The 12,160-nt window shown below is 69.1% G+C and carries 14 protein-coding genes; 9 read left to right on the top strand and 5 right to left on the bottom strand.

Annotation, left to right across the window (positions count from 1 at the left end; translation table 11 throughout):
- Window positions 1-9 precede the first annotated feature (9 nt).
- Window positions 10-369, top strand: coding sequence for a hypothetical protein (locus tag BHE75_RS14335; protein ID WP_070934287.1), 360 nt, complete (start codon window positions 10-12; stop codon window positions 367-369).
- Here BHE75_RS14335 and BHE75_RS14330 read toward each other — a convergent pair.
- Complete coding sequence (locus BHE75_RS14330) at window positions 354-998, bottom strand: cation transporter (RefSeq protein WP_070934286.1); 645 nt, start codon at window positions 996-998, stop codon at window positions 354-356. The two genes, BHE75_RS14335 and BHE75_RS14330, sit on opposite strands and share 16 nt — an antisense overlap.
- A 73-nt stretch (window positions 999-1,071) precedes the next feature.
- Here BHE75_RS14330 and BHE75_RS14325 point away from each other — a divergent pair, with 73 nt between their 5' ends.
- On the top strand, window positions 1,072-1,473 hold the full coding sequence (locus BHE75_RS14325) for a MerR family transcriptional regulator (RefSeq protein WP_070934285.1): 402 nt from the start codon (window positions 1,072-1,074) through the stop codon (window positions 1,471-1,473).
- Between the two features lie 33 nt (window positions 1,474-1,506).
- On the opposite strand, the gene era is transcribed toward BHE75_RS14325, so the two are convergent.
- The gene (gene era / locus BHE75_RS14320) at window positions 1,507-2,442 is read right to left on the bottom strand and encodes a GTPase Era (RefSeq protein ID WP_070934284.1); all 936 of its coding nucleotides are present in this window, start codon (window positions 2,440-2,442) and stop codon (window positions 1,507-1,509) included.
- Window positions 2,439-3,113, bottom strand: coding sequence for a ribonuclease III (gene rnc, locus BHE75_RS14315; protein ID WP_015457455.1), 675 nt, complete (start codon window positions 3,111-3,113; stop codon window positions 2,439-2,441). The genes era and rnc overlap by 4 nt, the downstream gene beginning before the upstream one ends.
- A gap of 78 nt (window positions 3,114-3,191) precedes the next feature.
- On the opposite strand from rnc, the gene BHE75_RS14310 reads away from it, so the two are divergent.
- Window positions 3,192-3,404 (top strand): DUF4169 family protein, encoded by a 213-nt coding sequence (locus BHE75_RS14310; RefSeq protein WP_070934283.1) that lies wholly within the window; start codon window positions 3,192-3,194, stop codon window positions 3,402-3,404.
- Window positions 3,405-3,433: 29 nt separating this feature from the next.
- Here the strand turns inward: BHE75_RS14310 and BHE75_RS25220 are convergent, their stop codons facing one another.
- On the bottom strand, window positions 3,434-3,556 hold the full coding sequence (locus tag BHE75_RS25220; RefSeq protein ID WP_269078699.1) for a hypothetical protein: 123 nt from the start codon (window positions 3,554-3,556) through the stop codon (window positions 3,434-3,436).
- Between the two features lie 568 nt (window positions 3,557-4,124).
- Between BHE75_RS25220 and proS the strand changes: the two genes are divergently transcribed.
- Genes proS through BHE75_RS14295 form a run of 3 tightly spaced genes read left to right on the top strand, consistent with a single transcriptional unit; the run spans window position 4,125 to window position 7,352 of the window.
- Window positions 4,125-5,441 (top strand): proline--tRNA ligase, encoded by a 1,317-nt coding sequence (gene proS, locus BHE75_RS14305; protein ID WP_015457453.1) that lies wholly within the window; start codon window positions 4,125-4,127, stop codon window positions 5,439-5,441.
- A complete protein-coding gene (locus tag BHE75_RS14300; RefSeq protein WP_015457452.1) occupies window positions 5,438-6,688 on the top strand; it encodes a lipoprotein-releasing ABC transporter permease subunit in 1,251 nt (416 codons plus the stop codon). The genes proS and BHE75_RS14300 overlap by 4 nt, the downstream gene beginning before the upstream one ends.
- Window positions 6,681-7,352 carry an ABC transporter ATP-binding protein gene (locus BHE75_RS14295; RefSeq protein ID WP_070934282.1) on the top strand — a complete coding sequence of 224 codons (672 nt, stop codon included), beginning with the start codon at window positions 6,681-6,683 and terminating at the stop codon, window positions 7,350-7,352. Before BHE75_RS14300 ends, BHE75_RS14295 begins: the two co-directional genes overlap by 8 nt.
- A gap of 113 nt (window positions 7,353-7,465) precedes the next feature.
- On the opposite strand, the gene BHE75_RS14290 is transcribed toward BHE75_RS14295, so the two are convergent.
- Window positions 7,466-8,491, bottom strand: coding sequence for a zinc-dependent alcohol dehydrogenase (locus BHE75_RS14290; protein WP_070934281.1), 1,026 nt, complete (start codon window positions 8,489-8,491; stop codon window positions 7,466-7,468).
- A gap of 157 nt (window positions 8,492-8,648) precedes the next feature.
- On the opposite strand from BHE75_RS14290, the gene BHE75_RS14285 reads away from it, so the two are divergent.
- From BHE75_RS14285 to BHE75_RS14275, 3 genes are all read left to right on the top strand, one after another.
- Window positions 8,649-9,830: an NAD(P)/FAD-dependent oxidoreductase gene (locus BHE75_RS14285; RefSeq protein ID WP_302622708.1), complete on the top strand. Its 1,182-nt coding sequence runs from the start codon at window positions 8,649-8,651 to the stop codon at window positions 9,828-9,830.
- A gap of 146 nt (window positions 9,831-9,976) precedes the next feature.
- Entirely contained in the window at window positions 9,977-11,683 is a 1,707-nt protein-coding gene (locus BHE75_RS14280) for a DEAD/DEAH box helicase (protein ID WP_015457448.1), read from the top strand.
- A 3-nt stretch (window positions 11,684-11,686) separates the two neighbouring features.
- The gene (locus BHE75_RS14275; protein ID WP_015457447.1) at window positions 11,687-12,154 is read left to right on the top strand and encodes a YaiI/YqxD family protein; all 468 of its coding nucleotides are present in this window, start codon (window positions 11,687-11,689) and stop codon (window positions 12,152-12,154) included.
- The last annotated feature ends 6 nt before the right edge of the window (window positions 12,155-12,160 follow it).

Here is a 12,160-nt window from a genome sequence, read left to right as displayed (position 1 = left end):
GCCGGGCCTGTGAAAACGCACGTCCGCTCGGATTGGCGGGGCGCGATCCTCGTCTGCCGGAAATGCGGCAAGAAGGCCGGCGGCGGCTTCGGCCCCAAGGGCAAGACCAGCCTCACCAAGGCGCTGCGCAAGGAAATGCACGGCGGCAAGGGCCGCAAGGCCCGGCTGGGCGTGGTCGAGGTCGGCTGCCTGGGCGTCTGCCCGAAACATGCCGTGACGGTGGTGGATGCCAGCCGCCCCGGCGAATGGCTGATCGTTCCCGCCGGCACGCCGGTTGAAGAGGTGGCCGCCCGGCTGGACGCCGCCACTCCCACTGCCGCCCGGCCGGGATCGGCGGCCGCGGATGGCGCGCGTCAGCCCCCGGTCTGAAGCGACAGGCGGGCGGTCGCCCGAAGCTCGGCCCGCGCCTGCCGGATGATCTGCCATCCTCCGCTGATGCCGAGCCCGGCAAGGACGGCGGCGACGATCAGGTCCGGCCACGCCGTGCCCGTTCCGAACACGCCGAAGGCGGCGGCCACGACGGCGATATTGCCGATCGCATCGTTGCGCGAACATATCCAGACGGAGCGGCGGTTGGCGTCGCCGTCGCGATGCCGCCACAGCAGGACGGCGCAGACGAGGTTGGCGACGAGGGCGAGGATGCCGATGATGCCCATCGCCTCGGCCCCGGGCAGGGTGCCCGCCAGCGCCATCCACGCCGTGCTGCCCAGCACCCAGAGGCCGAGAAGGAGCAGCGAGGCGCCCTTGAGCAGCGCCGCCCGCGCGCGCCACCCGATCGCCATGCCGGCAACACCCAGGCTGATCGCGTAATTGGCGCTGTCGCCGAGGAAATCGAGCGCGTCGGCCTTGAGCGAGGCCGAGTGCGCGACGAGGCCGACGCCGATCTCCACCAGGAACATGCCGGCATTGATCGCGAGCGCGATCCAGAGCACCCGCCGCCAGGATTGATCCTGCTTCGGCGACGGCGCCTCGCATCCGCCGCAACATCCGCCCGCCATATGCCACCTCGCTTCCATCGATGTGACGGCCTACATGCACCCTGTAGCAGCTACAGGGTCAAGAGGGCGGATCATGCTGACGATCGGCGAGCTGGGCAGGGCGACCGAGACCGGGGTCGAGACCATCCGTTATTATGAGCGGATCGGATTGCTGCCCCGGCCATCGCGGACCGGGGGCAATTATCGCGCTTATGGCGAGGCCGATCTGGGCCGCCTTTCGTTCATCCGCCGGGCGCGTGCCCTGGGCTTCCCGCTCGATCGGGTGCGCGCCCTGCTGTCGCTGTCGGACGATCGCGGCCGCGACTGCGCCACCATCGACCTGCTGGCGCGGGAACATCTGGCCGAGGTGGAGCGCAAGATCGCGGACCTGGCGGCGCTTCGGCGCGAGCTGGCGGCGATGATCGATTCCTGCGGCGGCGGCACGGTGGCGCAATGCCGGATCGTCGAGGCGCTGGGGCCGATCCGGCGCGATTGAGCGCAGGGCGCCCGGCGCCGCCGCCCACGAGCCTCAGTCCACCCAGTCCAGCCCGATTTCCTTGTAAAGGCTGCGATCCTCCTCCCAATCGGGCTTCACCTTGACGTGGAGGAAGAGGTGGACCTTACGGCCCAGCAGCTCGGCCAGCTCCGCGCGGGCGCGGCTGCCGATTTCCTTGAGGCGGGCGCCGCGCTTGCCCAGCACGATCGCGCGCTGGGTGTCGCGGGCGACGAGGATCTGCTGGTGGATCGCGACCGATCCGTCCTTGCGCTCCTCATATTTCTCGGTCTCGACTGCGCTGTCATAGGGCAGCTCGGCATGGAGCTGGAGGTAGAGTTGCTCGCGCGTGACCTCGGCCGCCAGCATGCGATCGGTGGCGTCGGAAACCTGATCCTCCGGGAAATGCCACGGCCCTCCGGGCATGCGCGCGGCGAGCGTGGCCTTGAGATCGGCGATGCCGTCCCCCGTCGCCGCGCTGACCATGAAGATCGCCTCGGGATCGAGCGCCTGCTGGAGCTGGACGGCCAGTTCCAGCAGCTTCTCCTTGGGCGTCACGTCCACCTTGTTGAGGATGACGATCCGGGGTTCGCGCCGGTCCTTCAGCGTTTCGACCAGCGTTTCGATCTTCGCCTTCATGCCGGCCTTGGCATCGATGACGAGCGCGATCAGATCGGCATCGGTGGCGCCGCCCCAGGCGGCCGCGACCATCGCCCGATCGAGCCGGCGGCGGGGATCGAAGATGCCGGGGGTGTCGACGAGGAGGATCTGGCTCGATCCCTCGATCGCAATGCCCATCAGCCGCACCCGCGTCGTCTGCGCCTTGGGGCTGACGATCGCGACCTTCTGGCCGACCAGCGCGTTCACCAGCGTGGACTTGCCCGCATTGGGCGCGCCGACGACGGCGACGAGGCCGCAACGTTCGGTGCCGGGCTGTTCGGGGGCGCCGGCTTCGGCGTGCGGGGCGGTCATGACAATTTCTCCAGAAGGGCCTTGGCGGCGGCGGTTTCGGCTTCCTGCTTGGACGCGCCTTCGGCGCTGGCCTGCGCATCGGCGCGGCCGGGAAGCTCGACCGTCACGGTGAAGCGGGGGGCGTGGTGCGGGCCGGAACGCCCGGCCAGCGTGTAGACGGGCGGGCGGCAGCGATGGGCGGCCGCCCATTCCTGCAGCGCGGACTTGGGGTGGCGCGGCGCGGCGCGCTGGCCGTCGACGAAGGGCGCCCAGGCGCGGCGGACGAAGGCGGTGGCGGCATCGTGCCCGGCTTCCAGATAGAGCGCGCCGATCAGCGCCTCCACCGCATCGCCCACCACATTGTCGCTGCCGGTGGCGCCATCGTCGCGCGCCTGCTTGCCGAGGCGCAGCCAACTGGGCACGTCGAGCGCGCGGCCGACCTCGGCGCAGGTTTCGCGGCTGACGAGCGCGTTGATCCGGCGGGATAGGGCGCCTTCGGGTTCGTCGGGGAAACGTTCGTAGAGCCATGCGGCGGCGATCAGGCCGAGGACGCGATCGCCGAGGAATTCCAGACGCTCATAGCTGGCGCCGCTGTGGCTGCCATGGGTCAGCGCGCGCTGGAACAGGGCGACGTCGCGCGGGGCATGGCCCAGCGTGCGGGTGATCCATTCGGGGAAGGCATCGGCGTTCATCCCGGCCCACTAGCCGATCCCGACGCGCGCGTCATGTGTGGGATCGACAGGCGGCCGGCGCGGCGGCATGGAAGGGCCATGGGCGACGTCATCAACCTCCGCCAGGCGCGCAAGGCCAGGGCACGTGCCGACAAGCAGGCCGAAGCCGCGCGCAACCGCGCCCATTTCGGCCGCACCAAGGGCCAGAAGGCCATCGAGGCCGCCGAGCGGGTGCGGATGGAGGCCGTGCTGGAAGGCGCGCGGCGCGACGGCGTGGCCGACGGGGACGAGGGCGATCCGCCGAAAGGATAGGATTGCGGCTCGCTATTCGGGCAGGGGCACTACCGCCGGATTTCCTTCACCGGATCGCTGGGCTTGGGCGGGATCGGGTCGGTGGGCGAGGGCACTGGCGGGTCGGACGGGAATTCGCCCGGCGTTTCGGGAATGGGCGGCTGGCTGGCCATAGCGCGTCTCCATGACGGCAATGTTGGGGGCAACCGTAAGAACGCGCGGAAGGGGCTGGTTTCTCCCGCGATCCGCCCTGGAAGCGGGGCGATCCGGCCATGAATATCTGCGGCCAATGAAGGGAAGCTATAAACGAAACGCCCGGATTGCCGAAGCAACCCGGGCGCCCGTGACGAATTCTCCCGTCAACCCCCTTGAAGACCTGGGGTCCACACGCAACATCCGTCCCCTAAAACGGCGCTGCGGGACACCTCATGCCCTCCCCGAACCACGGCCATTGCCTGCAATTCGTGAAGCGAGTCCTAAGCCCTGCCCGCGTTCCTGTCACCGGGGCAGAAGGGGCAGGCGCACGAAAGGCGGGGGGCTGTGTTCTATCCGCAACAGCGCAATCCCGCCGCCATGCCGTCGCGATCTGCGTGGCCGGGCCGCCGATGATCGCCCGCCGGCCCGGTTTTGGCCGGGAAATCGCCCGATTTTCTCCATCGCCGCTATTTCCGGCGGGAGGATGTTTCCATCCGGCCCGAAATCGCTCTAGAGCAGAGGCCGCTTTTTCGGATCAGGAAACCCATGCGCCTTTCCCGCCATTTCATCCCCGTCATGAAGGAATCCCCCGCCGACGCGCAGATCATCAGCCACAAGCTGATGCTGCGGGCCGGCCTGATTCGGCAGACCGCTGCCGGCATCTATGCCTGGCTGCCGCTCGGCTATCGCGTGCTGCGCAAGATCGAGCAGATCGTGCGCGAGGAGCAGGACCGGGCGGGCGCGATCGAGCTTCTGATGCCGACCATCCAGTCCGCCGACCTGTGGCGCCAGTCCGGCCGCTATGACGATTACGGGCTGGAGATGCTGCGCATCAAGGACCGGCATGAGCGGGACATGCTCTATGGCCCCACGGCGGAGGAGGTGATCACCGCCATCTTCCGCGATTCCGCCAAAAGCTATCGTGATCTGCCGCGCACGCTCTACAACATCCAGTGGAAGTTCCGCGACGAGGTGCGCCCCCGCTTCGGCGTGATGCGCGGCCGCGAATTCCTGATGAAGGACGCCTACAGCTTCGACATGGACGAGGCCGGCGCGCGCCACAGCTACAACCGGATGTTCGTGGCCTACCTCAACACCTATGCCCGCATGGGCCTGCGCGCGATCCCGATGCAGGCCGATACCGGCCCGATCGGCGGCGACCTTAGCCACGAATTCATCGTGCTGGCACCGACCGGCGAGAGCGAGGTGTTCTACCACAGCAACTGGGAGAAGCCGGCGGAGCTTTCCTCGGTCGATTTCGACGATGTGGAAGGGCTGCAGGCGATCGTTTCCGGCTACACCGCCGATTATGCCGCGACCGACGAGAAGCGCGACGAGGCGCGCGAGGCGGCGATCGGCGGCGATCTGCGCCAGTCGCGCGGCGTGGAAGTGGGCCACATCTTCTATTTCGGCACCAAATATTCGGCGCCGATGGGCCTGAAGGTGCAGGGGCCGGACGGCGGCGAGGTCGTGCCGCACATGGGCAGCTACGGCATCGGCGTATCCCGGCTGATGGGCGCGATCATCGAGGCGAGCCACGACGACAACGGCATCATCTGGCCGGAAGCGGTGGCCCCCTACAAGGTGGGCATCATCAACATGCGCGCCGACGACGCCAGGTGCACGGCGGCGGCGGACGACCTCTATGCCAGGCTGAACGCGGCCGGTGTGGAAGCGCTCTATGACGACCGCGACGAACGCGGCGGCGCCAAGTTCGCGACGATGGACCTGATCGGCCTGCCCTGGCAGGTGGTGATCGGCCCCAAGGGGCTGGAGCGCGGCGTCGTCGAGCTGAAGAACCGCAAGTCGGGCGAGAAGGTGGAGCTTTCCATCGAGGATGCGCTGGCGAGGCTGGCTGGGTGATCCTTTCCCGCTTCGAGCGCACCATCGCCAAGCGCTACCTCTGGCCCGGCAAGGGCGAGGGGTTCATCTTCCTCGTCGCCGCGATCAGCCTGTTCGCCGTGACGCTGGGGGTGTGGGCGCTGATCACCGTGATGAGCGTGATGAACGGCTTTCGCGCCGAGCTGTTCGACAAGGTGGTGGGGCTGAACGGCCATGCCGTCGTCCAGGGCTATGGCGGGCGGCTGCCGGACTGGCAGGCGATCGTGCGCGAGGCGCAGGCCACCCCCGGCGTGACCAGCGCCACGCCGCTGATCGAGCAGCCGCTGATGGCGAGCTATGACGGGCGGGTCGAAGGCGTGCTGGTGCGCGGCATGCGGGTGGAGGACATCCGCGCCAATCCCACGCTGAAGGGCCATGTGGTGGCCGGCACCATGGACGCGCTGGTGCCGGGATCGGAGAATGTGGCCATCGGATCGCGGCTGGCCGAGGCGCTGGGCGCGGAGGTGGGCGGGCAGATCAGCCTGATCAGCCCCCAGGGGCAGACGACGCCCTTCGGCACCGTGCCGCGGATCGTGAGCTATCGCGTGGCGGCGATCTTCGAAGTCGGCGTCTATGATTATGACAAGGCGTTCGTGCTGCTGCCGATGGAGGATGCCCAGACCCTGCTGATGCTGGGCGACGCCGTGGGCATGGTGGAGATCGAGACCGCCGATCCCGACAAGGTGGGCGCGATCCTGGCGCCGCTGGCCGCCAAGGTGGGCCGGCAGGGCGTCGTCACCGACTGGCGGCAGATGAACGCTTCCCTGTTCGAGGCGCTGGCCGTGGAGCGGGTGGCGATGTTCGTGATCCTGGCCTTCATCGTGCTGGTGGCGGCGTTCAACATCCTGTCGTCCCTCATCATGCTGGTGCGCGCCAAGACGCGCGACATCGCGATCATGCGGACGATGGGGGCGACCAGCCGGTCCATCCTCAAGATATTCATCGCCATCGGCCTTTCGATCAGCATCGCCGGGATCGTGGTGGGGATCGTGTTCGCCGTCGTCACCGCGCTGTTCCGCCAGCAGGTGGTGAATTTCGTGCAGGCGGTGACGGGGCAGAATCTGTGGGACCCCTCCATCCGTTTCCTGACGGAGCTGCCCTACAAGGCCAATCCGTTCGAGATCACGGCGATCATCGGCCTGACCCTGGGCCTCAGCTTTCTGGCGACGCTGATCCCGGCCTGGCGGGCGGCCAAGACCGACCCGGTGCAGGTGCTGCGTTATGAGTGAGGTGCTGCGGACCACGGGGCTGAAGCGCAGCTTCCGCCAGGCCGAGGTGGAGATCCACGTGTTGCGCGGCGTCGACCTGCATGTGGACGCGGGCGAGATCGTGGCGCTGCTCGGCCCGTCGGGATCGGGCAAGTCCACCCTGCTGCAGGCGGTGGGGCTGCTGGAAGGCGGGTTCGAGGGATCGATCCGCATCCAGGGGCAGGAGGCATCGCGGCTGGACAATGACGGGCGGACCCGGCTGCGGCGCGAGGCGCTGGGCTTCGTCTATCAGTTCCACCATCTGCTGCCCGATTTCTCGGCGATCGAGAATGTCGAGCTGCCGCAGCTGATCCATGGGGCAACCCCGCTGGAGGCCAATGCGCGGGCACGGGTGCTGCTGGACGCGCTGGGGCTGGCGCACCGGCTGGATCACCGGCCGAGCAAGCTTTCCGGCGGCGAACAGCAGCGCGTGGCGGTGGCCCGCGCGCTCGCCAACCGGCCGGCGCTGGTGCTGGCGGACGAGCCGACCGGCAATCTGGACGAGGCGACCGCCGACGTGGTGCTGGCGGAGTTCCTGCGGCTGGTGCGCGGCGAGGGATCGGCCGCGCTGGTCGCCACCCATAACGAACGGCTGGCGGCCCGGATGGATCGCGTGGTGCGGCTGCACGAGGGCGTGCTGGAGTAGAGGGCCTCCGTCATCCTGGCGGAAGCCAGGATCCATTGACGCTACATTTCGATCGCGAGCGTAACGATAATGGATGCTGACCTTCGTCAGCATGACGGCAAGACTTTGAGGCGTCAGGGCACCAGCGCGATCCGGCCTTCGACCTTGCCGGCGCGCAGTTCGTCCAGCACGGCGTTCACGTCGTCCAGCGGGCGGGCGGTGACATGGGCCTTCACCTGGCCGCGCACGGCGAAGTCGATCGCCTCGACCAGATCGCGCCGGGTGCCGACGATCGACCCGCGCACCGTGATGCGTTTCAGCACGACATCGAAGATCGGCGTGGGGAAATCGCCCGGCGGCAGGCCGACGAGGCTGACCGTGCCCTTGCGCCGCGCGCAGGCGATGGCCTGGCCGAAGGCGGCGGGGGAGACCGCCGTCACCAGCACGCCCTGCGCCCCGCCGGAGGTGGCCTTGTGGACCTGATCCGCCAGATCGTTGGCGCGGGCATCGAAGGCGAGATCGGCGCCGACCTGCTTCGCCAGCGCCAGCTTGTCCGCCGCGACATCCAGCGCGACGACGTGCAGCCCCATCGCCTTGGCATATTGGATGGCGACATGGCCGAGGCCGCCAATGCCGGAGATCACCACCCATTCGCCGGGCCGCGCCTCGGTTTCCTTGAGGCCCTTATAGACGGTGACGCCGGCGCAGAGGATCGGCGCCATCGCCACGAAATCCGTGTCCTTCGGCAGATGGCCGACGAAGGGCGCGCTGGCGACGACATATTCGGCGAAGCCGCCGTTCACGCTGTATCCGGTATTGTGCTGGCGCTCGCACAGCGTTTCCCACCCGGTTTCGCAGAATTCGCACGCGCGGCAGGCATCGTGCAGCCAGGGCACGCCCACGGCATCGCCTTCCTTCACATCCGTGACGCCGGCGCCGACGGCGGCGACATAGCCGACGCCTTCGTGGCCGGGGATCAGCGGCAGGGTGGGCTTGGCCGGCCAGTCGCCGTCGATGGCGTGGAGATCGGTGTGGCAGACGCCGCTGGCCACGACCTTCACCAAGACCTCGCCGGGGCCGGGGGTGGGGACGTCGACCTCCTCGATGCGGAGCGGTTGCTTGAATGCGTGGGCGACGGCGGCCTTCATCTTCATGGGCATACTCCGTGGCGGTGCGCGGCCGATCGGGCCGGGTGCGAAACTAGCATCTTCTGCCCGGACGACACAGCCCCCGGTGCATGATGCCGGCTGAACGCGGCGGTGCGGGAAAGGATGCGGCCGATTGACGGGAAGGGGCCGGTGGGGCAGGCGCCGCCCGGTGAGCGATACCGATCGATATGACGTGCTGATCCTGGGCGCCGGCGCCGCGGGCATGATGTGCGCGGCCGTGGCCGGGCAGAGGGGCCGGCGCGTGCTGCTGATCGACCGGGCGGACGAGCCGGGCAAGAAGATCCTGATTTCGGGCGGCGGACGGTGCAACTTCACCAACATCCACACCGCGCCCGACCGTTATCTTTCCGCCAATCCCCATTTCGCCCGATCGGCGCTGGGGCGATATGCCCCGGACGACTTCATTGCTCTGGTCGATCGCCATGGCATCGCCTGGCATGAAAAGACGCTGGGCCAGCTTTTCTGCGACGGCTCCGCCCGGCAGATCGTGGCGATGCTGGAGGCGGAATGCCGCGCGGGCGGCGTGGAGACGACGCTGGGCGAGGCGATCGGCAGCGTCGGCCATGGCGACGGGCTGTTCCGCGTAGAGCTGGCGCGGCGGACGGTGCGGGCGCCGGCACTGGTGATCGCGACCGGCGGGCCTTCCATCCCGAAGATGGGGGCGACGGGCTTTGCCTATGATCTTGCCCGCCAGTTCGGCCTCAAGGTGGTGGAGCCGCGCCCGGCGCTGGTGCCGTTGACGCTGGGCGGCGAGGAGGCGCTGTTCCGGGGCCTTTCCGGCGTGGCGGCCGATGTGGTCGCGCGGTGCGGCAAGGCGGCGTTCCGCGAGGCGGCGCTGTTCACCCATAAGGGGCTTTCCGGCCCGGCCATATTGCAGATTTCCTCTTACTGGCGGCACGGCCAGCCGATCACGATCGATTTCCTGCCCGATCAGGCGGCGCGCTGGCTGGTCGAGGCCAAGCGCGCGCGGCCCAAGGCGGCGTTGCGCACGGTGCTGGCGGCCCTTCTGCCCGATCGGCTGGCGGAGACGCTGGCCGATCGGCTGGGACTGCCCGGCGAACTGGGCGGCATGACCGACCGGGCGCTGGAGGAGGCCGGTCGCAGGCTTTCGGCCTGGGCCTTCCATCCCAACGGCACCGAGGGTTTCGCCAAGGCGGAGGTGACGATCGGCGGCATCGATACCGCCGGCCTCTCCTCCAAGACCATGGAGGCGCGGCGCGTGCCGGGCCTTTATGCCATCGGCGAGGCGGTGGACGTGACCGGCTGGCTTGGCGGATATAATTTCCAATGGGCCTGGGCGAGCGGCTGGGCGGCGGCGCAGGCGCTGTAGCGGCGGCCGGACCGGCATTGCCCCGGCCGCGCCGATCCTGAAATCATGATGCGGGCGCCCCGGCGGGATTGAACGAATCCGTCCGCCGGGAATTGTTCTGCACGAAAGCCCTTGCCAACCCCGCTTTTGCTGCCATCTGCAAGCCTATGCCCTTTTCCCGATTGCCCGCGCTTCTTGGCGAAGCGCTCACCGAACGCGGCTATGCCGCGCCCACGCCCGTCCAGGCCGCCGTGCTGGAAGAGGGCGCGGACCATCGCGACCTGATCGTTTCCGCGCAGACCGGATCGGGCAAGACCGTTGCGTTCGGCCTGGCGATCGCCGCCCAGTTGCTGGACGATCAGGGGCGGATGGGGCCGGCCGGCGCGCCGATCGCGCTGGCCATCGCGCCGACGCGCGAGCTGGCGCTGCAGGTGAGTCGCGAGCTGATGTGGCTTTACGGCAAGGCCGGCGCGCGGATCGTTTCCTGCGTGGGCGGCATGGACCCATCGCGCGAGCGGCGGAACCTGAGCCATGGCGCGCATATCGTGGTCGGCACGCCCGGCCGCCTGCGCGATCATCTGGAGCGCGGGGCGCTCGACCTGTCGGGCCTGGGCGTCGTCGTGCTCGACGAGGCGGACGAGATGCTCGACATGGGCTTCCGCGAGGATCTGGAGGAGATACTCGACGCGACGCCCGAGGGCCGGCGGACCCTGCTGTTTTCCGCGACCATGCCCAAGCCGATCGTGATGCTGGCCAAGCGCTACCAGAAGGATGCGCTGCGCATTTCGACCATGACCGAGGATCGCGGTCATGGCGACATCACCTATCAGGCGGTGACGGTGGCGCCTTCGGACATCGAGGCGGCGGTGGTGAACCTGCTGCGCCTGCACGAGCCGGATACGGCGATCCTGTTCTGCGCGACGCGCGATGCGGTGCGCCACCTCCACGCCAATCTGGTGGAGCGCGGTTTCCAGGCGGTGGCGCTTTCGGGCGAGCATAGCCAGAGCGAGCGCAACCACGCCCTGCAGGCGCTGCGCGATCGCCGAGCGCGGGTGTGCGTGGCGACCGACGTGGCCGCGCGCGGCATCGACCTGCCTTCGCTTTCGCTGGTGGTGCATGTGGAGCTGCCGCGCGACCATGAGGCGCTGCAGCACCGTTCGGGCCGCACCGGCCGCGCCGGCAAGAAGGGCACGGCCGTGCTGATCGTGCCCTATCAGCGGCGCCGGCGGGTGGAATCCATGCTGCGCGGCGCGCGCATCCAGGCGGAATGGGTGCCGGTGCCGACCGCGGACGACATCCGTGCCGCCGATCGCGAGCGGCTGCTCGCCACGCTTTCCGCGCCCGTCGAGATCGACGAGGAGGATCGCGCGCTGGGCCAGCGGCTGATGGCGGAACTGAGCGCGGAGGATATCGCCGCGATGCTGGTGCGCAGCCATCGCGCGAAGCTGCCCGCGCCGGAGGATCTGGTGGATCAGGGGCCGAAACCGCGCGAACGGCCGGAAGGGCCGCGCCCCGGCTTCGAGGATACGGTGTGGTTCCACATGAATGTGGGCCGGCGGCACAATGCCGATCCGCGCTGGCTGCTGCCCTTGCTCTGCCGGCGGGGGCATATCACCAAGCAGGATGTGGGCGCGATCCGCATCGCCGCCGACGAGACGATGTTCGAGATACCCCGCCATGTCGCGGCACGCTTCGCATCGGCGCTGAAGCGCACCGCCGGGGCCGACCCGGAAGGCGACGGCGGCATATTGATCGAGCCGATGCACGGCAATCCGCGCGAGACGCAGCGCCAGAACCGGCGCAGCGGGCCGCCGCCCGGCCGGCATCAGGCCCGGCCCACGCCCAGGCCCGGAGGCCCCCGGCGCGGGCGATAGGCCATGGCCACGCCCCTTCGGATATTGGTGGATGCCGATGCCTGCCCGGTGAAGGAGGAGATCTACAAGGTCGCCTTCCGCCGGGAGGTGCCGGTGACGATCGTCAGCAACAGCCACCTGCGCGTGCCGGCGCATCCGCTGGTCGAGCGGGTGGTGGTGGGCGCGGGCTTCGACGAGGCCGATGACTGGATCGCCGAGCGTGCAGGGCCGGGCGCGGTGGTGGTGACGGCGGACATATTGCTGGCCGATCGCTGCCTGAAGGCCGGCGCCGAGGTGATCGCGCCCAACGGCAAGCCCTTCACCGTCAATTCGATCGGCACCGCCATCGCGGCCCGCGCGATCATGGCCGATCTGCGGGCCGGCGCGGTGGGCGACGGGATCGGCGGGCCGCCGCCTTTCTCCAAGACGGATCGATCGCGCTTCCTGTCCGCACTGGATGAGGCGCTGGTGCGGCTGGCAAGGGCCGGATGAAAACAA

Origin of the sequence: Edaphosphingomonas haloaromaticamans (assembly GCF_001853345.1) — a bacterium.
GTDB lineage: Bacteria > Pseudomonadota > Alphaproteobacteria > Sphingomonadales > Sphingomonadaceae > Sphingomonas_E > Sphingomonas_E fennica.
This window is presented reverse-complemented; position numbering and strand designations above follow the sequence as displayed.